At 73.4% G+C, this 22,103-nt stretch carries 25 protein-coding genes; 11 read left to right on the forward strand and 14 right to left on the reverse strand.

Annotation, left to right across the window (positions count from 1 at the left end):
- Positions 1-3: 3 nt before the first annotated feature.
- Entirely contained in the window at positions 4-567 is a 564-nt protein-coding gene (locus ACIPSE_RS27395; protein WP_401667126.1) for a PadR family transcriptional regulator, read from the forward strand.
- Here ACIPSE_RS27395 and ACIPSE_RS27400 read toward each other — a convergent pair.
- Positions 564-1,391, reverse strand: coding sequence for an aldo/keto reductase (locus ACIPSE_RS27400; protein ID WP_401667129.1), 828 nt, complete (start codon positions 1,389-1,391; stop codon positions 564-566). The genes ACIPSE_RS27395 and ACIPSE_RS27400 overlap by 4 nt on opposite strands.
- A 133-nt stretch (positions 1,392-1,524) precedes the next feature.
- On the opposite strand from ACIPSE_RS27400, the gene ACIPSE_RS27405 reads away from it, so the two are divergent.
- Entirely contained in the window at positions 1,525-1,878 is a 354-nt protein-coding gene (locus ACIPSE_RS27405) for a hypothetical protein (RefSeq protein ID WP_401667131.1), read from the forward strand.
- A 27-nt stretch (positions 1,879-1,905) separates the two neighbouring features.
- On the opposite strand, the gene ACIPSE_RS27410 is transcribed toward ACIPSE_RS27405, so the two are convergent.
- On the reverse strand, positions 1,906-2,895 hold the full coding sequence (locus ACIPSE_RS27410; RefSeq protein WP_401667133.1) for a helix-turn-helix domain-containing protein: 990 nt from the start codon (positions 2,893-2,895) through the stop codon (positions 1,906-1,908).
- 51 nt (positions 2,896-2,946) lie between these two features.
- Positions 2,947-3,921 (reverse strand): alpha/beta hydrolase, encoded by a 975-nt coding sequence (locus tag ACIPSE_RS27415; RefSeq protein ID WP_401667135.1) that lies wholly within the window; start codon positions 3,919-3,921, stop codon positions 2,947-2,949.
- A gap of 234 nt (positions 3,922-4,155) precedes the next feature.
- Here ACIPSE_RS27415 and ACIPSE_RS27420 point away from each other — a divergent pair, with 234 nt between their 5' ends.
- Both ACIPSE_RS27420 and ACIPSE_RS27425 read left to right on the forward strand, forming a co-directional pair.
- Positions 4,156-5,148 (forward strand): TerC family protein, encoded by a 993-nt coding sequence (locus ACIPSE_RS27420; RefSeq protein ID WP_401667137.1) that lies wholly within the window; start codon positions 4,156-4,158, stop codon positions 5,146-5,148.
- A gap of 83 nt (positions 5,149-5,231) precedes the next feature.
- The gene (locus tag ACIPSE_RS27425) at positions 5,232-6,113 is read left to right on the forward strand and encodes an LLM class F420-dependent oxidoreductase (RefSeq protein WP_401667139.1); all 882 of its coding nucleotides are present in this window, start codon (positions 5,232-5,234) and stop codon (positions 6,111-6,113) included.
- On the opposite strand, the gene ACIPSE_RS27430 is transcribed toward ACIPSE_RS27425, so the two are convergent.
- A complete protein-coding gene (locus tag ACIPSE_RS27430) occupies positions 6,089-6,307 on the reverse strand; it encodes a hypothetical protein (RefSeq protein WP_401667142.1) in 219 nt (72 codons plus the stop codon). The genes ACIPSE_RS27425 and ACIPSE_RS27430 overlap by 25 nt on opposite strands.
- 114 nt (positions 6,308-6,421) lie before the next feature.
- On the opposite strand from ACIPSE_RS27430, the gene ACIPSE_RS27435 reads away from it, so the two are divergent.
- Positions 6,422-7,327 carry a LysR family transcriptional regulator gene (locus tag ACIPSE_RS27435; RefSeq protein WP_401667144.1) on the forward strand — a complete coding sequence of 302 codons (906 nt, stop codon included), beginning with the start codon at positions 6,422-6,424 and terminating at the stop codon, positions 7,325-7,327.
- 92 nt (positions 7,328-7,419) lie between these two features.
- Here ACIPSE_RS27435 and ACIPSE_RS27440 read toward each other — a convergent pair whose 3' ends face one another.
- Complete coding sequence (locus ACIPSE_RS27440) at positions 7,420-7,983, reverse strand: NAD(P)H-dependent oxidoreductase (protein ID WP_401667147.1); 564 nt, start codon at positions 7,981-7,983, stop codon at positions 7,420-7,422.
- A 101-nt stretch (positions 7,984-8,084) separates the two neighbouring features.
- Here ACIPSE_RS27440 and ACIPSE_RS27445 point away from each other — a divergent pair, with 101 nt between their 5' ends.
- The 3 genes from ACIPSE_RS27445 to ACIPSE_RS27455 all read left to right on the forward strand — a co-directional run bounded on the left by ACIPSE_RS27445 (position 8,085) and on the right by ACIPSE_RS27455 (position 11,128).
- Positions 8,085-8,765: a TetR/AcrR family transcriptional regulator gene (locus ACIPSE_RS27445; RefSeq protein ID WP_401667149.1), complete on the forward strand. Its 681-nt coding sequence runs from the start codon at positions 8,085-8,087 to the stop codon at positions 8,763-8,765.
- Positions 8,766-8,850: 85 nt separating this feature from the next.
- On the forward strand, positions 8,851-9,885 hold the full coding sequence (locus ACIPSE_RS27450) for a LacI family DNA-binding transcriptional regulator (protein WP_401667151.1): 1,035 nt from the start codon (positions 8,851-8,853) through the stop codon (positions 9,883-9,885).
- 64 nt (positions 9,886-9,949) lie between these two features.
- Positions 9,950-11,128 (forward strand): 4-hydroxybenzoate 3-monooxygenase, encoded by a 1,179-nt coding sequence (locus ACIPSE_RS27455; RefSeq protein WP_401667154.1) that lies wholly within the window; start codon positions 9,950-9,952, stop codon positions 11,126-11,128.
- Between the two features lie 60 nt (positions 11,129-11,188).
- Here ACIPSE_RS27455 and trxA read toward each other — a convergent pair whose 3' ends face one another.
- Positions 11,189-11,575: a thioredoxin gene (gene trxA / locus ACIPSE_RS27460; RefSeq protein WP_401667157.1), complete on the reverse strand. Its 387-nt coding sequence runs from the start codon at positions 11,573-11,575 to the stop codon at positions 11,189-11,191.
- A gap of 140 nt (positions 11,576-11,715) precedes the next feature.
- Between trxA and ACIPSE_RS27465 the strand changes: the two genes are divergently transcribed.
- Positions 11,716-13,134, forward strand: a complete 1,419-nt coding sequence (locus tag ACIPSE_RS27465; RefSeq protein WP_401667159.1) for a dihydrolipoyl dehydrogenase family protein — start codon at positions 11,716-11,718, stop codon at positions 13,132-13,134.
- Between the two features lie 69 nt (positions 13,135-13,203).
- Here the strand turns inward: ACIPSE_RS27465 and ACIPSE_RS27470 are convergent, their stop codons facing one another.
- Positions 13,204-13,917 (reverse strand): peptide deformylase, encoded by a 714-nt coding sequence (locus tag ACIPSE_RS27470; RefSeq protein ID WP_401667161.1) that lies wholly within the window; start codon positions 13,915-13,917, stop codon positions 13,204-13,206.
- A gap of 144 nt (positions 13,918-14,061) precedes the next feature.
- Here ACIPSE_RS27470 and ACIPSE_RS27475 point away from each other — a divergent pair, with 144 nt between their 5' ends.
- Positions 14,062-15,456: a PepSY-associated TM helix domain-containing protein gene (locus tag ACIPSE_RS27475; protein WP_401667163.1), complete on the forward strand. Its 1,395-nt coding sequence runs from the start codon at positions 14,062-14,064 to the stop codon at positions 15,454-15,456.
- Between the two features lie 87 nt (positions 15,457-15,543).
- Here ACIPSE_RS27475 and ACIPSE_RS27480 read toward each other — a convergent pair whose 3' ends face one another.
- Genes ACIPSE_RS27480 through ACIPSE_RS27490 form a run of 3 tightly spaced genes read right to left on the reverse strand, consistent with a single transcriptional unit; the run spans position 15,544 to position 16,929 of the window.
- Positions 15,544-15,891, reverse strand: coding sequence for a tetratricopeptide repeat protein (locus tag ACIPSE_RS27480; protein WP_401667166.1), 348 nt, complete (start codon positions 15,889-15,891; stop codon positions 15,544-15,546).
- 52 nt (positions 15,892-15,943) lie between these two features.
- Positions 15,944-16,420: a MarR family transcriptional regulator gene (locus tag ACIPSE_RS27485; protein WP_401667168.1), complete on the reverse strand. Its 477-nt coding sequence runs from the start codon at positions 16,418-16,420 to the stop codon at positions 15,944-15,946.
- A complete protein-coding gene (locus tag ACIPSE_RS27490; RefSeq protein ID WP_401667171.1) occupies positions 16,417-16,929 on the reverse strand; it encodes a MarR family winged helix-turn-helix transcriptional regulator in 513 nt (170 codons plus the stop codon). The genes ACIPSE_RS27485 and ACIPSE_RS27490 overlap by 4 nt, the downstream gene beginning before the upstream one ends.
- A 193-nt stretch (positions 16,930-17,122) precedes the next feature.
- On the opposite strand from ACIPSE_RS27490, the gene ACIPSE_RS27495 reads away from it, so the two are divergent.
- A complete protein-coding gene (locus tag ACIPSE_RS27495) occupies positions 17,123-18,088 on the forward strand; it encodes a pirin family protein (RefSeq protein WP_401667174.1) in 966 nt (321 codons plus the stop codon).
- 25 nt (positions 18,089-18,113) lie between these two features.
- On the opposite strand, the gene ACIPSE_RS27500 is transcribed toward ACIPSE_RS27495, so the two are convergent.
- The 4 genes from ACIPSE_RS27500 to ACIPSE_RS27515 form a co-directional block, all read right to left on the reverse strand.
- Entirely contained in the window at positions 18,114-18,962 is an 849-nt protein-coding gene (locus ACIPSE_RS27500) for a universal stress protein (RefSeq protein ID WP_401667177.1), read from the reverse strand.
- A gap of 17 nt (positions 18,963-18,979) precedes the next feature.
- A complete protein-coding gene (locus tag ACIPSE_RS27505; RefSeq protein ID WP_401667179.1) occupies positions 18,980-19,885 on the reverse strand; it encodes a universal stress protein in 906 nt (301 codons plus the stop codon).
- Positions 19,886-20,053: 168 nt separating this feature from the next.
- On the reverse strand, positions 20,054-20,719 hold the full coding sequence (locus ACIPSE_RS27510) for a hypothetical protein (RefSeq protein ID WP_401667283.1): 666 nt from the start codon (positions 20,717-20,719) through the stop codon (positions 20,054-20,056).
- 182 nt (positions 20,720-20,901) lie between these two features.
- On the reverse strand, positions 20,902-21,528 hold the full coding sequence (locus ACIPSE_RS27515; RefSeq protein ID WP_401667182.1) for a molybdopterin-dependent oxidoreductase: 627 nt from the start codon (positions 21,526-21,528) through the stop codon (positions 20,902-20,904).
- Positions 21,529-22,103 lie beyond the last annotated feature (575 nt).

Here is a 22,103-nt window from a genome sequence, read left to right on the forward strand (position 1 = left end):
GTCATGGCTCTGCGCAACGCCGTGATGGCCGCCCTGCTGGAGGGCGAGGCCTCCGGATACGACCTCGCCAAGGGCTTCGAGGCCTCCGTGGCGAACTTCTGGATGGCCACCCCCCAGCAGCTCTACCGGGAGCTGGAGCGCATGGAGGGCGAAGGGCTGGTCTCCGCCCGGGTCGTCGAGCAGGAACGCCGCCCCAACAAACGGCTGTTCTCCCTGACGGACGCGGGCCTGGAGGTGCTGCGCGCCTACGTCGCCGACGTCCCCGCCAAGCCCACGGCCATCCGCGACGAGCTCATGGTCAAGGTCCAGTGCGTCGACATCGGTGACGCCGACGCCGTCCGCACGGCGATCACCGAACGCCGGGAGCGCTCCGCCGCGAAACTCGCCCGCTACGAACGGATGCGGGACCGTATGCTGGCCGGCCGCGGCGAGGACGAGTACCTCGCCACGGCCGACCGCATCGGCCCCTATCTCACGCTCCAGGGCGGCATGGCCTTCGAGCGCGGCATTCTCCAGTGGGCGCAGACGGCGCTCGAACACCTCGAACGACGCTCCGCCGGGCGTTAGTTGAGCGTGTCCGGGTCCGGGCCGGTGCGCAGGCCGCGGTCCAGGGCGGCGATCGCGGCCATCTCGTCGTCGCCGAGAGCGAAGTCGAACACGTCCGCGTTCTCCCGGATACGGGCCGGGGTCACGGACTTCGGGATCACCACGTTGCCGAGCTGGAGATGCCAGCGCAGCACCACCTGCGCGGGCGACTTGCCGTGCCGCGCGGCGATCGCGGTGAGCGCCGGTTCGCCCAGCACCGCGCCCTGCGCGAGCGGGCTCCACGCCTCGGTGACGATGCCCAGCTCGGCGTGCAGGGCGCGCAGTTCGGCCTGCTGGAGGCCGGGGTGCAGCTCGATCTGGTTGACGGCGGGCACCAGCGCGCTGTCGTCGAGCAGCCGGCGCAGATGCGCGGGCTGGAAGTTCGAGACGCCCGCGGCGCGGACGCGTCCGTCGGCCACCAGCGTCTCGATGGCCCGCCACGACTCCCGGTACAGGTCGCGCGCCGGGGTCGGCCAGTGGATCAGGTACAGGTCGACATGGTCGAGGCCCAGCTTGGCGAGGCTCGCGTCGAACGCCTTGAGGGTGGCGTCGTGGCCCTGGTCCGCGTTCCACAGCTTCGTGGTGACGAACAGGTCCTCGCGCGCGATCCCGGACTCCGCGAGCGCCTGTCCGACACCCGCCTCGTTGCCGTAGATCGCGGCGGTGTCGATGCTGCGGTACCCGGCCTCCAGGGCCGAGGCGACGGCCGCGGTGGTCTCCGCGTCCGGTACCTGGAAGACGCCGAAGCCGAGCTGCGGGATCTCGATGCCGTTGTTCAGGGTGATGGTGGGAAGGGGCGTACTCATGCGGACGACGATAGTTGCATACGCGGGATAAATGCAAACGCGGAGTACCGTCGAGTGATGGGTACGGACGGAATCCGGTGTCCGACGGCGCGCCGGGCGGCTAGCTTGTGAGCCCCGACCAGGAGCGATCACCGTGAACAGCCGCCGTCCGACCACCACCCTGTGGCGTCCCACCGGCCCCCGGGAGCTGGATCTGGTGCGTGAGCTGGACTGGCGCGCCTGGCCGCCCCGGCTGCCCGAGCAGCCGATCTTCTACCCCGTCCTGAACGAGGACTACGCGGTGCGGATCGCCCGCGACTGGAACGTCAGGCACGACGGCGCCGGGTTCGTGACCCGCTTCGAGGCCGACACCGGCTTCCTCGGCCGGTACCCGGTCCGGCAGGCGGGCGGGAAGACGATCCTGGAGCTGTGGGTGCCCGCCGAGGAACTGGACGAGTTCAACGCGCACATCGTCGGGGACATCGAGGTCGTCCACGAGTTCCGGTGACCGGCACCGCGGCACGTCCCCACCGCCTCACCCGCGCGCCAGGTGCCGCATCGTCAGCGCCGTCTGGAGCCTGAAGCGGCCGTGCGGGGTGCGCGGCGACCAGCCCAGGAGGTGCTCGGCGTGGGTGAGCCGGTCCTGGAGGGTCGAGTGATGGACGTTGATCTCCGCGGCGGCGGCCCGCAGGCTCGTCGTCGAGGCGACCGCGTGGAGGGTGGCCAGCAGCCAGGGCGCCGAGGCGGCGGCCGTCTCCAGCGCCCGGACGTCCGCCGGAGGCCGCCCACCGCGTACGACGAGGTCGGCGAGGAGCGCGAGGCCGCCCAGGTCGTCGGCGTGCACGACCCGCTCGCCGGGGTCCTGGGCGGTGCCCTCCGCGGTGAACCGCAGCGCGGTGCGGGCGGCGTCCCAGGAGCGGGGCAGGTCGGGCACGGGCACCGCGGGGCCGACGCCGAGCCGGCCCGTGGTGAGATCGGCGGGCCGCTGCCCGGACACGATCAGGGGCGGCCCGTCCGCCGAGGCCACGGCCCGCGCGGGCAGCGCCGGGTCGAGACCCAGCCCGCGCGCCGCGTGCAGCCGCGCCGGTTCCGGTGCCGTGGCGTCGAGAAGCGTCTCGACGAGCGCGGGATCGTCGAGCGGGACCCGGCCCCGGGTCCGGTCCAGGACCAGCCGCACGGCACCGGCGGCCCGCTCCAGGATCACCGCGTCGACGACCGTGGCCGGTGACGTCCGCTCCAGCCACAGCGCGGGCGCCCCGTCGGACAGCAGCGGCGCCGAGGGCCACAGCGGGTCGGGCGCGGCGCCGTCCGGATCACGGCGGGTGCCGTCGGGCTCGACCCGCACAGACACCCGGCGCCCGGCGTCCACGAGCCGCGCCGGCACCCCGGCCAGCACGGCTGCGCCGCGCACCAGCGCCTCCAGGCCGGCCCGTGACTCGGCCAGCCGGTCGAAGTAGGCGATGACCCGGACGGCGGCACCGGCGTCCGGATCCAGCGCGGTCAGGCGCCCGGCCAGCTCTTTCATGAGTCCATGGTGCGCGACGACCCGGACGGACGGGAGACCCCGGACCGTCGTTCAGCTTCCGAGCAGTCGGCGCAGCCAGCGCAGGTGGGCCGCGCGTGCGTCCTGGGAGACGGCGGCCTGCGGGGCGAGGCCGTCGAAGCCGTGGAAGCCGCCCGGCCACACGTGGAGTTCGGCGACGCCGCCCGCCTGCCAGATCCGCGACGCGTAGGCGACGACCTCGTCCCGGAAGGTCTCGGCGGACCCCACGTCGAGGAACGCCGGCGGCAGACCGGAGAGGTCCTCCGCGCGGGCCGGAGCCGCGTAGGCGGGCACGTCCGGGCCGCCGCGCAGGTCACCCAGCAGGGCCGTCCAGCCGGTCTCGTTCGCCGTGCGGTCCCAGACCCCGACGCCCGCCATCTGGTGGGTGGAGGGGGAGTCGTTGCGGTCGTCGAGCATCGGGCACAGCAGGACCTGCCCGATCAGGGCCGGGCCTTCGCGGTCCCGGGCGAGGAGGGCGAGCCCCGCGCACAGACCGCCGCCCGCGCTGGCCCCGGCGATGACGATCCGCTCCGGATCGGCGCCCAGCTCCGCCGCGTGTCCGGCCGTCCAGACCAGACCGGCGTACACGTCCTCGACCGGTGCCGGGTGCGGATGCTCCGGTGCGAGCCGGTACTCCACCGACACCACCACCGCGTCCAGCTCCTTCGCCCAGCCCAGCGCCGCGTCCACGCCCACCCGGTTGGTGCCGATGACCATGCCGCCGCCGTGGACGTGGTAGATCACCGGCCGAGGGCCCGAGCGCGGGGCGGCGGCGGGGCGGCAGATCAGCAGCGAGATCTCGGGGGCGCCCGCCGGACCCGGCACCGTCCGGTCCTCGACCTCGAAGAACCCGTCGAGGGTCAGGTCCAGCGCGGCGAGGAGCTGGAGGCCCGGGCCCTGCCGGATGCCGTCGATCTCCTCCAGGGTCAGACCGGGCGTGAGCACGTCTTTGACCAGTTCCAGGGCGGCGGCGAGCTCCGGGTCGAACGGCGGTGGTACGAGGGTCATGGTTTCTCCTCCCAGCGGGCGTGTGCCCATGATCCGCGCGGTCACGCCGGACGGGAGTGCCGCCGTCCGGCGGAACCTGCCCGCCGTACGGCGGGTGGCCGCGGCGCCGGACGGCGCGACCTGAGACAAAGCGCTACGAGACGCGGCGTCGCGGGACAGGGCGCCACGAGACGCGGCGCCACGCGAACCGGAGGCGAGGCGCCGTCGAGGCCCGACCGCACGAGGAGCACCCGCGTGAACGTCACCCTGTCCGTCTGGCTGATCACCGTGGCCGCCCTGTGCGTGCTGGTCGCGGTCGACTTCCTGGTCGGCCGCACCCCGCACGAGGTGACCGTGCGGGAGGCGGGCGTCTGGACGGTCGTGTGGATCGTCCTCGCCGGGCTCTTCGGGCTCGGGCTGCTCGTCGTCAGCGGCGGCGGACCGGCCGGGGAGTTCTTCGCGGGCTACATCACCGAGAAGTCGCTCAGTGTCGACAACCTCTTCGTCTTCGTCCTGATCATGTCCAAGTTCGCGGTGCCCGCCCCGTACCAGCAGCGGGTGCTGACGGTCGGCGTCCTGATCGCGCTGGTGCTGCGCGCCGTGTTCATCGCGGCGGGCGCGGCGATCATCTCCACGTTCTCCTGGGTGTTCTACGTCTTCGGCGCCTTCCTGATCTGGACGGCCTGGAAACTCGTCCAGGACGCCCGCAAGGAGGAGCACGACGAGGAGTACCGGGAGAACAAGCTGCTCAGGATGGCCGAACGGCACTTCGGCGTGGCCGACCGCTACCACGGCACCAAGCTGTGGGTGGTGCAGAACGGCAAGCGCGTGATGACCCCGATGCTGGTCGTGATGCTCGCGATCGGTTCGACGGACGTCCTGTTCGCCCTCGACTCCATCCCCGCGATCTACGGGCTCACCCAGGAGCCGTACATCGTCTTCACCGCCAACGCGTTCGCCCTGATGGGGCTGCGCCAGCTCTACTTCCTGATCGGTGGTCTGCTCAAGCGGCTGGTCCACCTCAGCTACGGGCTGTCGATCGTCCTCGGCTTCATCGGGGTGAAGCTCGTCCTGCACGCGCTGCACGAGTCCGGGTTCCACGTCCCCGAGATCGGCATCCCCTTCTCGCTGGGCTTCATCGTGCTGGTCCTCGCGGTGACCACCTTCACGAGCCTGCGGGCGTCGGCAAAGGAGAAGGAGAAGGAGGGGGACGCGGGGGAGGAGGGGGAGCGGGAATCCGCCCCCTGAGCGCTTGACTTCGAGAGCACTCGAAGATCTAGCGTCGGCAGGGACGACGAAGACGACGGTCTGGACGGCGGACGGAGACGGGCATGCGCGTAGGTGTACACATCAACCAGTTCGGGCACGCCGGAACGGGCCCCGCGCCCGGCCCGGAACTCGCCGCCGCGGGAGCCGCCGCCGAGGCCGGGGGACTGAGCTGGCTGTCGGTCATGGACCACTACTTCCAGATGGAGTTCAACGGCGGCGCCGAGGACCCCATGCTGGAGGCGTACACGACCCTCTCCTACCTCGCCGCCCACACCTCCACGGTCCAGCTCGGCGCCCTGGTGACCGGTGTGACCTACCGTCACCCCGGCCTCCTCGCCAAGATCGTGACCACGCTCGACGTCCTGTCCGGCGGCCGGGCCACGCTGGGCATCGGCGCCGCCTGGTACGACCGGGAGCACGAGGGCCTCGGGGTGCCGTTCCCGGCGCTCGCGGAACGCTTCGAGCGGCTGGAGGAGACCCTGCGGATCTGCCTGCGGATGTGGGACCCGCAGGAGAACGGCCCCTTCGAGGGCGAGCACTACCGGCTCGCCGAGACCCTGTGCGTCCCGGCGCCGGTCAGCAGCCCGCGCCCGCCGATCCTGATCGGCGGCGGGGGCGAGAAGAAGACGCTCCGCCTGGTCGCCCGGTACGGCGACGCCTGCAACCTCTTCGCCACCTCGCCCGAGGAGGTCGCGCACAAGCTCGACGTGCTGCGCGGCCACTGCGACACCGAGGGCCGCGACTACGACACGATCAGCAGGACCGTCACCTACTCCGGCGAACCGCTCGCCGCCCGCGACCTGGACGCCTTCACCCGGGACATCGAGGGCTACGCCGAGCTCGGCGTCGACACCGTGATCCTCGCCCCGCGCACCGTCGAACCGGCCGGGTTCATCGAGACGTTCGCGACGCCCGCGGTTCAGCGGCTGGCCGGGCTCGGCTGAGCCCCGGCGGGGCGACCGCGGGAGACGACCCGGGTCCCGCGGTCGTCGGACACGCGCACCTGCAACGAACCGCAGCCGCACCGCGTCCACACCGTGCGGCCCGCGGCGGTGCCGTGCCGGGACACCACCTGGAAGGGCTCGGCGGCGTCCGGCCATCCGCAGTGCGGGCAACGGCCGGCGGTCGTGCTGGTCATGGGGACTCCTTCGCTGACGTGGGCGGCGGACCGTCGCGACACCACCCAGCGTGCGGCACGCCTCCGTACACGTCCAGGTTGACTTTCCGCACGGCACCTTGAAGCGTGGGCTTCATGATTGATCTGCGTCGGCTCCATGTCCTCAGGGCGGTCGCGCACTACGGCACGGTCACCGCCGCCGCCCGCGCCCTGCACTTCACACCGTCCGCCGCCTCGCAGCAGATCCGCCAGCTCGCCCGCGAACTCGACGTCGACCTCCTCGCACCGCAGGGGCGCGGCGTACGGCTGACCCCGGCCGCCGAGAGCCTCCTCGCGCACGCGGACGCCATCCAGGCGCGCTGGGAACAGGCCGAGCGGGATCTGCGCGCCGAACGGGACGCTCCCGCGGGGCCGTTGCGGGTCAGCGGCCTCGCGACGGCGGTGTCCGTGCTGCTCGCGCCGATGGCGGTGCGGCTCCAGGAGCGGTATCCGCGGCTGGCCGTACAGGTCCGGGAGGTGGGTGTGCCGGAGAGCTTCGACCTGCTCTTCGCGGGGGAGACGGACCTCGCGGTCGTCGAGGCGACCCCGTTCAGCCCGCCGTCGGGCGACGCCCGCTTCGCACAGCGTCCGCTGCTGGACGACCCCTTCGACCTCGTCGTCCCGGTCGGCCACCCGCTCGCCGGGCGCTCTCCCGTCGACCTGGCCGAGGCGGCCCGCGAGCGCTGGATCGCCCCCGTGCCGGAGAGCCCCTGCCGCACCCATGTGATGTCCGCGTGCGGGGCGGCCGGGTTCAGCCCCGACGTCGTCCATCACGCCGTGGAGTGGAACGTCACCGCCCAGCTCGTCGCCCACGGGCTCGGCGTCGCCCTGATCCCGAGGCTGGCCCGGCTCGACACGCACCTCCCGGTCACGCGGGTGCGCTGCGCGGACGAACCCCGCCGCAGGCTCCTGACCTGCACCCGTCGGGGCGCCGAGGACCGCCCGGCGATCGGGGCGGCGCTCGCCGAACTGAGGGAACTGGCCGCGACGGCGGTGGCCTAGGGGGAGTTGGGAAAGTCCCGCACAGCGCCCCCTGGGGACGCGAGAAGGGGGCCGGAGCCTTGTGGGCTCCGGCCCCCTTCGGGGTGCGACGGTCAGGCGGCGACGGTTTCGCCGGCGTGGCCGTGCAGACGGGAGATGACCTCGGTCAGCTGCGCGGCGACCTCGGCGTCGTCGGCCGGGTGGGTCTCGGCGAAGCGGACCACGGAACCGGGGATGGAGAGCTTCACGTCCTCCAGCACCTTGGCGCCGGCGATGCCGAGCGCCTTGCGGGTCTCGTCCTGGGCCCAGACGCCACCGAACTGGCCGAAGGCGGTGCCGACCACGACGGCGGGCTTGCCACCGAAGGCGCCGGCGCCGTAGGGGCGGGACAGCCAGTCGATGGCGTTCTTCAGGACGGCCGGGATGGTGCCGTTGTACTCGGGGGAGAAGAGCAGGAAGCCGTCGGCGGCCTGGGCGGCCTCGCGCAGCTTGGCGGCGGGGGCCGGGACGCTGCCCTCGACGTCGATGTCCTCGTTGTAGAACGGGATGTCCGCGAGACCCTCGAAGAGCTCGATGTTCGCGCCCTCGGGGGCGAACTTGACCGCGGCCTCGGCGAGCTGGCGGTTGTGCGAACCGGCGCGAAGGCTGCCGACGAGCGCAAGGATACGAACAGACATGGCTAACTCCAGGGGGGGTGAAACACTGCCGTCACAATCCGGACCGGGGTCCGTTTAATGTTCTAGCATCCTAACCGGACCACGGTCCAGTTTCATTCCCGATGCTTTACGCTGTCTTCATGTCCGCCACCCTGCCGCCCTTCCCGAGGTCTCAAGATCCTTCGGGCGAGGACGAGTTGCTGCAGCTCAGCAGCCCCGAGGACGAGCCCTGTCTGCGCGCGGACGCGGCCCGCAACCGGGCCCGGCTGCTGGAGGCCGCCACCCGGCTGATCGCGGAGCACGGTGTCGACGGGGTCACCATGGAGGCGGTGGCCGCCGCGGCCGAGGTCGGCAAAGGGACCGTGTTCCGCCGCTTCGGCGACCGCACCGGGCTGCTCATGGCCCTGCTGGACCACTCCTCCCGCACCCTCCAGGCGGACTTCCTCGGCGGCCCGCCCCCGCTGGGCCCCGGAGCCCCGGCCCTGGACCGGCTCCGCGCCTTCGGCGTCGCCGTGCTCTACCGCTCGGCCGAGCAGCTGGACCTCCAGCTCGCCGCCCAGCGCGAACCGACGCGCCGCTACGCCCACCCCACCGTCCGGGGGCTCGCCCTGCACGTGACGGTCCTGCTGCGGCAGATCGTCCCGGACGCCGACTGCGACCTCCTGGCGCTCACCCTCCTGTCGTACCTCGATCCCGCCCTCATCCACCATCTGACCAGGGACTGCGGGATGCCGATGGAACGCCTGGAGCGGGGCTGGACCGACCTGGTCGCCCGTGTCACCGCGACCGCCCCGCCCGCCTGAGCCCTCCACCGCCCGCGCGGCGCCACGATGGCGTGTTCCCCCGCCGGAAGACCGAACCTGTGTGTCTGCCAAGATGCCGTACGTCATGGTGCAGATACCGAACAGCCCCGCGCCCGCGCCCACCGCACCGCGCTCGGTACCCACGAGCGCCGATGTGGCCCGCCTGGCAGGGGTCTCCCGCGCGACCGTCTCCTACGTCCTGAACAACACCAGTGCCGTCCGGATCAGCGAGCCCACCCGCCGCCGCGTCCACGAGGCCGCCAAGGAGCTCGGGTACGTGCCGCACGCGGCCGCCCGCAGTCTGCGCGCCGGACACAGCCGCCTGGTCCTGATGCCCGCCCCGGCCATCCCGGTGGGCCACCTCTACGGGCAGTTCATCAGCGAGCTCCAGTGGGCCCTCAGCCGCCTCGACTACACCGTCGTCCAGCACGGCACCGTCGGCCTGCACGGCGACGAGGCCGCCCGCGCCTGGGCCGAGCTGCGCCCCGTCGCCGTCCTGGTGCCCGGCGCCGGCCTCGGCCCCAAGGGCGTCGCCGTGCTCAAGCGCTCCGGCGCCCGCGCGGTCGTCACCCTCGGCCCGGAGTCCGTCGAGGGCGCCCACGCGCTGCTCATGGACCACGAACTCGTCGGCCGCCGCGCGGGCGCCCACCTCTACGAGCGCGGCCGGCGCCGCATCGGCGTCGTCGTCCCCCAGGAGGCGGGACTCGAACCCTTCGCCGGACCCCGGCTCAGCGGTGTGCGCCGCGCCCTCCACGGCACCGACGCCACCGTCACCCCGCTGCCGCTGGCCTTCACGGAGGAGGCCGGAGCCAGACTCGCCGCCCGCTGGCGCGACCTCGGCCTCGACGCCGTGTTCGCCTACAACGACGAGTACGCGATGCTGCTGGCCCGCGCCCTCCAGGACCAGGGGATCGACGTCCCCGGCGACACCGCGGTGATGGGCGCCGACGACCTGATGCTCGGCCGCCTCCTGCGGCCCCGGCTCAGCACCGTCCGCCTGGAGCTGCCCTCCGGCCGTGACCTGGCCGAACTCGTCGACCGCGCGGTACGCGACCCCGGCGCGGCACCCGAGACGCACAAGGTGCTCGGCGCCTCGGTGGTGCACCGCGAGTCGAGCTGACAGCCTGGACCCGAGGACACAGGACACAGGACCCGGCACGGGCACTCGGCCCGAGGGGAGTGCCATGCGCACGACGGTCGGCATCATCGGCGGCGGCCCCGCCGGGCTGCTCCTGGCCCGCCTGCTGCACCGGGCGGGCGTCGACTGCGTCGTCCTGGAGGCCAGGACCCGCGCCTACGCCGAGCACCGCCAGCGCGCCGGAATGCTGGAGCAGGGCACGGTCGACGCCCTGCGCGCGTGCGGCGCCGCCGGACGGCTGGACGCGGAGGGGCTCGTCCACGGCGGCATCGAGCTGCGCTTCGACCGCGAACGCCACCACATCGACTTCCCCGCCCTCACCGGCGGGCGCACCGTCACCATCTACGCCCAGACCGAGATCGTGAAGGACCTGATCGCCCTCCAACTCGCCGACGGACCACCCCTGTTGTTCGAAGCCGAGGCCCTCGCGGTCGAAGCTCCGGAGACCTCCGCACCCCGCGTACGGTTCCGTCACGAGGGCCGGGAGCGGACGCTGGACTGCGACTGGGTCGTCGGCTGCGACGGCTCCCACGGCGTCGCCCGCGACGCCTTCCCGGCGGGCGCGGTACGGACGTACACGCACGACCACCCGTACTCCTGGCTCGGCATCATGGCCGATGTCGCCCCGTCCTGCGACGAGTTGATCTACGCCCGCGGCGAGGGCGGCTTCGCCCTGCACAGCATGCGGTCGCCGACGGTGTCGCGGCTCTACCTCCAGGTTCCCCCCGACACCGACCTCGGCGACTGGCCCGACGACCGGATCTGGGACGAACTCGCCGCCCGCTTCGCCGTCGACGCCGACTGGACCCTGGAACGGGGCCCGGTCACCGCCAAGTCCCTCACCTCGATGCGCGGCCACGTCCACGAGCCGCTGCGCCACGGCAGGCTCCTGCTGGCCGGGGACGCCGCCCACATCGTCCCGCCGACCGGCGCCAAGGGCCTCAACCTCGCCGTCTCCGACGTACGCCTGCTGGCCCGCGCCTTCCTCGCCCTGCACCGCACGGGCTCCGAGGAACTCCTCGACCGCTACTCGCGGGAGTGCCTGGCCCGGGTCTGGCAGGCCACCCGCTTCTCCCACGAGATGACGAGGATGCTGCACACCCACCCGGACGGCGACCCCTTCGAGGACCGCCTCCAGCTCGCCCGGCTGCGCCGGATCGCCTCGTCGCGCGACGCCGCCGCCGAACTGGCCGCCAACTACACGGGGCTTCCCCTGGAGCGCTGAGCCGCGAAGGCCCCTCGTCGCTCCGGGGGAAGCCCCGGGGATCCCTTCGGGACCCTGGTGTCACTGGCCGTTCTGCTCGGCCTTCGCCTCCGCCTCGGAGACCGCCTTGCGCACCTCGTCCATGTCCAGCCCGCGGGCCTGTCCGATGACGTCCGTCAGCGCGGCCTCCGGCAGCGCGCCCGGCTGGGCGTACACGGCGACCCGGTCCCGGACGATCATCAGCGTCGGGATCGACTGGATGCCGAACGCCGCGGCCAGCTCCGGCTGCGCCTCGGTGTCCACCTTGCCGAACACCAGGTCCGGGTTGTCCTCGGCGGCCTTCTCGTAGACGGGGGCGAACTGACGGCACGGCCCGCACCAGGACGCCCAGAAGTCGATCAGGACGAAGTCGTTGTCCGTGACCGTCTGGTCGAAGTTCTCCTTGGTGAGCTCCACGGTGCTGCTCATGGCGTGCATCCCTCTTCCTGCTGATCCGGCGGCGAACTGACGTGGGCGCGAAGCCGTCCATGCGAACACGGCCGACCGGGCACGTATTCCGCGCCCCTACCCGTGTGGCCTCCCGGCACACCACCCACCAGACTGACCCCATGACGGAAACGGAAACCATCGCGTACGACGTCGTGGTGCTCGGGGCCGGGCCCGTGGGGGAGAACGTGGCCGACCGCACGCGTGCGGCGGGACTCTCCACCGCGGTCGTGGAGAGCGAACTGGTCGGCGGCGAATGCTCCTACTGGGCGTGCATGCCCAGCAAGGCCCTGCTGCGCCCGGTGATCGCCCAGGCCGACGCCCGACGGCTGCCCGGCCTCGCCGCGGCCGTACAAGGCCCTCTCGACACCGCCGCGGTCCTCGCGCGCCGGGACTACTTCACCTCGAACTGGAAGGACGACGGCCAGGTCGGCTGGATCGAGGGCATCGGCGCCGACCTGTACCGCGGCCACGGCCGCCTCGCCGGGCCCCGCACGGTCACCGTCGGCGACAAGACCCTGACCGCGCGGCACGCCGTCGTCGTGTCCACCGGCACCCGCGCCCTCCTGCCCGACCTGCCGGGACTCGACCAGGTCAAGCCCTGGACCAGCCGCGAGGCCACCAGCGCCAAGGAGGCGCCCGGCCGCCTGGTCGTGGTCGGCGGCGGGGTCGTCGCCGCCGAGATGGCCACCGCCTGGCAGGCCCTCGGCTCCCGCGTCACCCTCCTGGTCCGCGGCAAGGGCCTGCTCAACCGCATGGAGCCCTTCGCCGGGGAACTCATCGCCGAGGCGCTCGCCGAGGCGGGCGTCGACGTCCGCACCGGCGTCTCCGTCGACTCGGTGACCCGGGAGAACGGCACCGTCGTGGTCGCCATCGGCGGCGGGGAGCGCATCGAGGCCGACGAGATCCTCTTCGCCACCGGACGCGCGCCGAGGACCGACGACATCGGCCTCGACACCGTCGGCCTGGCACCCGGCTCCTGGCTGGAGGTCGACGACAGCCTCCGCGTCACCGGCAACGACTGGCTGTACGCCGTCGGCGACGTCAACCACCGCGCCCTCCTCACCCACCAGGGCAAGTACCAGGCGCGGATCGCCGGCGCCGCCATCGCCGCCCGGGCCTCGGGCACCCCCCTGCTGGAGACCGACCCGTGGGGCGCGCACGCCGCGACCGCCGACCACGCGGCCGTGCCCCAGGTCGTCTTCACCGACCCGGAGGCCGCCGCGGTCGGCCTGTCCCTCGCGGAGGCCGAACGGGCCGGACGCCGGGTGCGCGCCGTCGACTACGACCTCGCCAACGTCTCCGGCGCCGGCCTCTACGGTGACGGCTACCGGGGCCGCGCCCGCATGGTCGTCGACGTGGAGCGCGAGATCCTCCTCGGCGTCACCTTCGTCGGCCCCGGCGTCGGCGAGCTCATCCACTCGGCCACCGTCGCCGTCGCGGGCGAGGTCCCGATCAGCCGCCTGTGGCACGCGGTACCGGCGTACCCCACGGTCAGCGAGGTGTGGCTGCGGCTCCTGGAGACGTACCGCGACAGCTGACGGGCCCGGGGTCGTGTCCGCAAGGTCCCGCCTGCCTCCGGGCGGACGACGGGACTTCACGGACACGCCCTAACCGGCGGGAAGCTCGAACCCCAGGGCGGCGGCAGCAGCCCCGGGGGTCGGGTGGCCTGCCCAGCGCTCCGCCATCGCCTCGTTCGAGGACAGCGAGCGCAGCTCCGCCCGGTCCAGGTACAGCAGACCGTCCAGGTGGTCCGTCTCGTGCTGCACGATCCGGGCGGGCCACCCCGTGAACACCTCGTCGACGGCCTTGCCGTCCGCGTCCTCGGCCACCAGCCGCACCTCGGCGTGGCGCGCGACGACCGCCTGCCAGCCCGGCACGCTCAGGCACCCCTCGAAGAACGCGGCGCGGGCGGCGCCGACCGGCTCGTACGACGGGTTGACCAGCACCCGGAACGGCAGCGGCACCCGACCCCGGACCAGCCGCACCTCCTCCGGCACCGGCGCCGGGTCCTCGATCACCGCGATGCGCAGCTCCACGCCGACCTGCGGGGCGGCGAGGCCGACACCGGGAGCGGCGCGCATCGTGACGCGCAGCGCCTCGACGAACCGGGCCAGCAGCGCGTCGTCGAGCTGCCCCGTGAAGGGCTCGGTGCCGCGGCGCAGCACCGGGTCGCCGGCCGCCACGATCGGCAGCGGACCGTCGACGGCCAGGAGCCGCTCGACCCGCTCGACGAGGGGCACGCGGTCGAGGGAGACGGGATCGAAGGGGCCGGGGCCCAAGAGGTCGGGGTCAAAGGGGTTGTGATCAGGGAGAGTTGCCATCGCGCCAGAATGCCATGCGCGCAGGTGTGACGCAGACCACTCGCAGCCCCGGGAACTCGGTGCCCACCCGGCCCGACTACTGGACCGGTACCGCTCAAGCCCGTCCCCTTCCAGCCCGTCCTCTCCCCTCGGAGTAAGCCGCCGATGTCCTCCGCTCCCTCGACGATCACGGACGAGGCTCCCCGAGCCGCCGATCCCACGCCGAAACCCGGCACCTGGGCGCCGCTGCGCCCGCTGATGCTGCGACTGCACTTCTACGCCGGTCTGTTCGTCGCGCCGTTCCTGCTGGTGGCCGCGGTGACCGGGTTCCTGTACGCGGCCTCGTTCCAGGCCGAGAAGATCCTCTACGCCGACGAGATGACCGTCTCCGCCGTCGGTGACGCCAAGCTGCCCATATCCGAGCAGGTCGCCGCCGCCCGCGAGGCCCACCCCGAGGGCGCCGTCGCGGCCGTACGGCCCTCCCCCGAGAGCGACGCCACGACCAGGGTGATGCTGTCCGGGGTCGAGGGCGTGGACCCCGAATACACCCTCGCGGTGTTCGTCGACCCGTACACCGGCAAGGTGGAGGGCGCCCTCGAACAGTACGGATCGAGTGGCGCGCTGCCGGTGCGTACCTGGATCTCGGGACTCCACCGCACGCTGCACCTCGGCGAGACCGGCCGCCTCTACGGCGAGTTCGCGGCGAGCTGGCTGTGGGTGATCGCGACCGCCGGTCTGGTGCTGTGGTTCGCGCGCCGCCGGGCCCAGCGCAAGGTGCGTGGCACCCAGGGCCGCCGCCGCACGCTCGGGCTGCACGGCACCGTCGGGGTGTGGGCCGCCCTCGGGTTCCTCTTCCTGTCGGTGACGGGCCTGACCTGGTCGACCTACGCGGGCGCCAGCATCGACGAACTGCGCACCAGCCTGCGCCAGGCCACCCCGTCCGTCTCCGCCGCCTCGGGCGGCGACCACTCGGGGCACGGCGCCTCCGCCTCGGCCGGGGACGCCGAGCACGGTGTCGGCCTCGACAAGGTCCTCGCGGCGGCGCGCGCCGAAGGGCTCGGCGACCCCGTCGAGATCGTGCCGCCGGCCGACGCGTCCTCGGCGTACGTCGTCAAGCAGGTGCAGCGCTCCTGGCCCACCAAGCAGGACGCGGTCGCCGTCGACCCGACCACCGGCGAGGTCACCGACACCGTGCGCTTCGCCGACTACCCGGTCCTCGCCAAGCTGACCCGCTGGGGCATCGACCTGCACACCGGTGTGTTGTTCGGACTCGTCAACCAACTGCTGCTGATGGCGCTCGCGCTCTCGCTGGTCCTGATGATCGTGTGGGGCTACCTGATGTGGTGGAGGCGCGGCAAGGGCAGCGCCTTCGGCCGCCCGATCCCGCGCGGCGCGTGGCAGAAGGTCCCGCCGCAGATCCTCGTGCCGGGTGTGGCGCTCATCGCCGTGCTCGGCTACTTCATGCCGCTGCTCGGCATCCCGCTGGCCGCGTTCCTCGTGACCGACGTGGTGCTCGGCGAGATCGCCCACCGGCGCGCGCACCGCGCTCCCGCGGCATGAGGCGCGCGCACCGCGCTTCCGCGGCATGAGGAAGAGGGCCCGGTTCCCGCGCAGCGCGCGAACCGGGCCCTCTTCCGTCACGTCCGGTCAGTTCTCCTCGAAGTCACCGGCCAGCGCCGAGGCGAGACGCAGATGCGGCTCGGCCTCCTCGTGGCGGCCCTGCCGCTGGAGCGTCCGGCCGAGCATCAGCCGGGCGTAGTGCTCCACCGGGTCGCGCTCCACGATCACGCGCAACTCGCCCTCGGCGCGGCCCAGCTGGGCCGAGTGGTAGTAGGAGCGGGCCAGCAGCAGCCGCGGTCCCGTCTGCTCCGGCACCTCCTCGACCAGTCCGTCCAGGACCCGCGCGGCGGCGGCGTAGTCCTTGGCGTCGAAGAACATCCGCGCGCGCTCCCAGCGCTCCGTCTGTGTTCCGTGGTCGTAGTACGTCGTGTCCACTCGTGTGACGTCCTTCGGCGCCGTCAACGGCGGAGGTCGGTTGAATATTCCACTACTTGGCGGTGGTGGCCGGAGCCCCGGCCAGGGCCGCGAGTTCCGCGTCGGCCCGCTGGGTGATGAGGGTCAGGACCCGTCCGGCGACCGCCAGGTCCTCGGTCGGTATCCCGGCGTAGATCCGGGCGCTGACGGGGGCGGTCTCGGCCGACGTCCTGGCGTGCAGCGCCCGTCCGGCGTCCGTGATCCGCACCCCGGACGGCCCCTCGGCGGCCAGCAGCCCCGCGCCGACCAGCCCGTCGACCACGGCCCGCGCCTCGGCCGCCCCGATCTTCAGCGAGCCGACGACCTCGGCGGCGATCCCCTCCCGCTCGACCGGCCCGTCGGCGACGGCGGCGACCCGGAGGGTGACGGACTCCTGGAAGGTGACGCCGTGCCCGGCCAGCACGCGTTCCAGGATCCCGCGGCCGGCGTAGTGCGCCAGCGCCAGGACGCGGGGGTCGAGCAGGGGAGTGGCGGTACCGGTGGTGGTCATGGCTGCTCCTTGTCGGAGGGGTCGGGCTCCGGAGGGGTGAGGGGCGCGAGGGCGGACGGGTCGAGCGGTGCGTCGAGCAGGGCCGCCAGCTCACGGGTGAACCGCTCGGTCCGCACACTGCCCCGGCCGCCCAGCGGCGCCAGCAACTGCCCGTGCAGTGCCTGGACGACGTCGATGGCACGCCGGGTCGTCCCGCGCCCCCGCTCGGTGAGGGCGAGCCGCACGGCACGCGGGTCGCGCGGGTCCCGGGCGCGTTCGATCAGCCCCGCGGCCTCCAGGGCCCGCGCCAGCTTGGACACGTACAGCGCCTCCAGGCCGGTGCGGTCGGCCAGTTGCCGCTGGCTCGGACGTTCGCCGTCGCGCTCCATGCCGTACAGCGACGCGACGATCGAGTACTGCGCGTGGGTGAGCCCCAGCGGGGCCACCGCCCGGTCGACCGCGGTACGCCACTTCATCGACAGCCGCCACACCAGGAAGCCGGGCGTGGCCTTCTCGGAACCCTCACTCATGAAAAATACAGTACATGGCTACTATATACATGGCTACTGTTTTCGGTGGCGCCGCGTTGACCAGGGACACCAGCGACCCCGGAGCCGTGCCGGAGCCATGTCGAAGCTGTGCCGGAGCCGCCGACCGCCGGTCAGGAGTGCGGGCCGGATGACGAACTGACGGAACGTCCTTCGCGGGACTAGGTTGGGCGGTATGAGCAACCTTGATCGCGAGCCGGTTCCGGCCGTGTGCGGCGGCCGCGGCTTCGTGGTGGCCGAGCCCGTTCGCGAACTCCTCAGCCCCCGTACCGTCCAGCTCGGCGGATCCACCGAGGTCCGCCGTCTGCTGCCCAACCTCGGGCGCCGTATGGTCGGCGCCTGGTGCTTCGTCGATCACTACGGCCCCGACGACATCGCCGACGAGCCCGGCATGCAGGTGCCCCCGCACCCGCACATGGGCCTGCAGACGGTGAGCTGGCTCCACCAGGGCGAGGTTCTGCACCGCGACTCCACCGGCAGCCTGGAGACCATCCGCCCCCGCGAGCTGGGGCTCATGACCTCCGGCCGGGCGATCAGCCACTCCGAGGAGAGCCCCAGGTCGCACGCCCGCTTCCTGCACGGCGCCCAGCTCTGGGTCGCCCTCCCGGACAGCCACCGCCACACCGACCCGCACTTCGAGCACCACGCCGAACTGCCCCACGTCACGGCGCCCGGCGTCGACGCCACCCTCATCCTGGGCGACCTGGACGGCGCGGCCTCGCCCGGAACGACGTACACCCCCCTCGTCGGCGCCGACCTCACGCTGACCGCGGGCGCGGACGTACGCCTGCCGCTGGAACCGGACTTCGAGTACGCCGTCCTGTCCATGTCCGGCGAAGCCCACGTGGACGGCGTCCCGCTCCTGCCGGGCTCCATGCTCTACCTGGGCTGCGGTCGCCGCGAACTGCCCCTGCGCGCCGAGTCGGACGCGGGCCTGATGCTCCTCGGCGGCGAGCCCTTCGAGGAGGAGCTCGTCATGTTCTGGAACTGGATCGGGCGCTCCCAGGCCGAGATCGAGCAGGCCCGCGCCGACTGGACGACCGGCACCCGCTTCGGCGAGGTCAAGGGTTACGACGGCGCCCCACTGCCCGCGCCTGAGCTGCCGCCGGTGCCGTTGAAGCCGCGGGGGAGGGTGCGCTGACCTCGGCGGGAGGCCGTGTGTGCCGTCACTGACGTTCCGGGACGACGGTGACGGGGCAGGTGGAGTGGTGCAGTACTCCGTGGGTCACGCGGCCCAGTTGGAGGCCGAAGTGGCGCTTGCCGCGTCGGGCGCCGACGACGAGGAGGCCGGCCTCGTGGGAGGCGTCCACGAGGACGTCCCTGGGATGACCCTCGACGGTACGGCGGCGCACGTCCACGTCGGGCGGGGCATCCCGCAGCGCGGCTTCCAGCTCGTCGGCCGCGCGCCGCTCGTGCTGCCGGGCGGGGTCCCCGGCGAGGCTCTCGCGCGCGGGGCACCGCCAGGCCCGTACCGCCTCCAGCGGCACCGCGCGGCGCCGCGCCTCCTCGAAGGCGAAGTCCAGCGCCGCCGCGCCGGCCGGCCCGTCCCCGACGCCTACGACGACCCGGCCCGGTCCGGTCCCGCCCCCGGGTGTGCCGCGTACGACGACCATCGGACAGTGGGCGTGCCCGGCCACCGTCAGGCTCACCGAGCCCAGCAGCGCCTCGGTGAGAGCGCCGTTCCCGCGGGTGCCGGTCACCAGCAGACAGGCGTGGCGGCTCTCCCGTACGAGGACGTACTCGGGCTCCTCGACGAGGACTTCGGAGGAGACCTTCACGTCGGGGCGGCGCCGCCGGGCCCGCCGTACGGCGTCTTCCACGACGTGCGCGGCCTCCAGTCCTTCGGCCTGACCGCCCAGGTCCGCGGCGAGCGCCACGCCCTCGTACCGCTGCCACAGCGAGGCGTGCACCAGCCGCAGCGGCACCTCGCGCCGGGCGGCCTCGTCGGCCGCCCAGTCCACGGCCCGCGCGCCGGGCTCCGAGCCGTCGACACCGACGACGATCGGCAGTTCCATCGGGGCAGTCCTCCTGTTCAGGGGTGGGGGACGACCGCGACGGGTGCCTCGGCGTGGTGCAGGACGGCGTGGGTGACGGGGCCTGTGCGGGCGCCCCACCTGCCGCGCCGGACACGGCGGCCCACGACGACCAGGCTCGCGTCGCGCGACGCGTCCACGAGATGGCCGCCGGGGCTTCCGTACGGGGACTCCTCGGTGACCTCGACGTCCGGGAACTTCTTGCGCCAGGGCGCCAGGACCTCGGTCAGTGCGACGGACTCCCGGCGCACCGGTTCCCCGCGGAGTTCGAGGTCGGCGGCGAGCCCGTAGGCGTAGTACGGGGGCGGGTTCCAGCCGTGGACCACCCGCAGGGACGTGCGGCGTCGGCCGGCCGCGTCGAACGCGAACCCGATCAGCGTCTCGTCGGGGTCCTCGACGTCCAGGCCGAGGACGACCGGCCGGAACGGCGTCGCGGCGGACGGGAGGCCCGCCGGGTCCTTCTCGTGCTCGTCGCTCGCCTGTTCCCCGGCCCGCACCAGGACGACCGGCCGCTCGGCGTGCGCCACGACCGCCAGTCCGGCCGAGCCGACCATGAACCCGGCGATCCCGCTCAGGCCGCGCGAGCCCAGCACCAGCAGTTCGGAGTCCTGCGCCGCGTCCGCCAGGACGTCGGCGGGGTGGCCGGACACCTGCTCCGTCGTCACGTCGAGGCCGGGATGGCGCAGCCGGACGCTGTCGGCCGCCTCGCGCGGTATCCGCTCGGTCCAGTGCTGCTGGGTCCCGGCGCCGAGCAGCGGTGCCTGCGCCATCGGGGCCGGCACCGGCTCCCAGACGTGCAGGAGCCGCAACGGCAGTCCGAGCAGCCGCGCTTCACGGGCCGCCCATTCGGCCGCGGTACGGCTCTCGCGCGAGCCGTCGAGGCCGACGGTCACGGTGCGAGGCATGATCTCCACCTCCTGGTACGGGAGTTCAGGGATTGCGGATGAGAGGTGTGGAGTCCGGTGGCGGACCGGGCCCCCGGCAGGGGTCCCACGTTCCTGCCGGGGGACGGCCGGCCCGGGCCGGGCTCCCGGCGCGGCGGGCCCGTCGCCTGCCCGCCGCGCCCCCTGCGGTCAGCGCAGCCAGCGGCTGCGGCGGACGACCGGGAGCCCGGCCCAGACCTTGCCGAGGCCGAGAGTGTCCCCGGCGGAGGCGACGGCCAGAGCGATCAGGACGACGGCGTAGACGACGTGGTAGTCGGCGAACGGGTTCGTCGACATGCTGGGCGAGCCGTCGGAGAGTGTCCTGGCGGGCGGCCATTCGGCGATCCACATCAACGCCATCATCAGCGTGCCCGCGAGGGCGGCGAACCGCAGGGCCACACCGGCGATCAGGGCGACGCCCACGCCGAGCAGGCCGAGCATGAACAGCCAGTCCGCCCAGGCGGCTCCGGCCCAGTCGTGGAACGTGGACTCCATCGGGCCGCCGGCCACCCCGCCGAGGAAGCCCTTGGTGGGCGAGCCGCCGTCGATCCAGCCCTTGCCGGAGGAGGTGGCGTAGCCGAGGCCGAAGGTCTTGTCGAGGAACGCCCACAGGAAGACGAACCCGGTGAGCAGGCGCAGGGAGGCGAGGGCGTACGCCTGCGCGGTGCGGGTGCCGTCGTGCGCCGCGACGGCGGTGTCGGTTCCGGAGCCGGTGTCGGACCCGGTGCCGGACCCGGTGCCGGAGGCGGTCCGCTTCCCGCGGAAGGACGGCAGGTGGAAGCCGGAGCTCCGGTGAGGGTGCTCGTGCACGGCCATGGCGGTGATCCCTTCGGGGGAGGGGGAGTCCATCGGGTGTCCGACGCCTCTCACTCTGCTCTCCGCGGGCACCGGCCACCGGATGCCGAAGGTCCACCGCCGTTGGGCTGAACGGCCCTGTCTCCAGGGGCCGTTCGCCGCACCGGCAGCTCCGGCCCCGCCCGAACACGTCCTGGTTCCGGCTAGTCCCGGGGCGGCGGTCCGTCGCCGGGGGCCTCCTGGTGGGAGTAGCGCTGCTCCCGCCACGGGTCGGCGAGGTTGTGGTAGCCGCGTTCCTCCCAGAAGCCGCGCCGGTCCTCGGTGAGGTACTCGACGGCGCGCAGCCACTTGGGGCTCTTGTAGCCGTACAGGTGGGGGACGACCAGGCGCAGCGGGAAACCGTGTTCGGCGGTGAGCGGCTCGCCGTCGTGGTGGGTGGCCAGGAGGGTCCGCGGCGCGGTGAAGTCGGCGAGGCGGAGGTTGGCCGCGTAGCCGTACTCCGCCCAGGCCAGCACATGGGTGACCTCCGGTGCGGGCGGCACCAGTTCGGTGACGGCGGTGGCCGGGACGCCGTACCACTCGTGGTCCATGGAGGTCGGGCCGGAGGCGCAGTGCAGGTCGGCGACGACCGTCACATGGGGGAGGGCGGCGAGGTCGTCGAAGACCCAGGTCCGCCCGGTGCCGTCGGCCGTGGCGCCGTGCACCCGCAGCGACCAGCGCTCCGGGCGGAACCGGGGGACCGGCCCGTAGTGCGAGACGGGCCAGCCCCGCACCGCGCGCTGGCCCGGCGGAAGGAGGCGGGGCGGCGCGTCCGATCCCTCGCTCGTCACGTCCCGACCCCTTCCGCCCCCGGCTTCCTGAGTATCCGCAAGTGCAAGGTGAAATGAGCAACACGCATTGCATTAGCCGCTTCAGTCACGGCACAGCATGGCATATGCGTTCTGGTGGGGGTCGACTTCGGGTACGGTCGTTCGGCAGGGGCGGACGCGGCGAGAGGGGCACGGTGAGGCACGACTCGGGGGTCGACGTGCTGTTCGTGGAGCACGCGCCGCACGAGGGCCCGCACGCGATCGGTACGGCACTGGAGGCGGCGGGACCGAGACTGCGGACGTGTCGCACCTGGGCGCGTGAACCGGTGCCGGACACGCTCGACGGTTCGGCCGCCCTGGTGATGACGGGCACGGTGCCCGCCGACCCCACCGACCCCACCGGCCTCGCGCGCCGTACGGCGGAACTCGCCCTGCTGCGGGCCGCGTTGGCCGCCGAGGTACCGGTGCTGGGCGTGGGCCCGGGCGCGCTCCTGCTGGCGGAGGCGGCGGCCGGGGGCCCGGCCGCGGTGCGTGTGCCGACGGACGCCGACCCGCTCTTCGCGGGCACTCCGGCCGCCGCCGGGGCGTTCCGGGCC

This window comes from Streptomyces sp. NPDC090106, assembly GCF_044747265.1.
GTDB lineage: Bacteria > Actinomycetota > Actinomycetes > Streptomycetales > Streptomycetaceae > Streptomyces.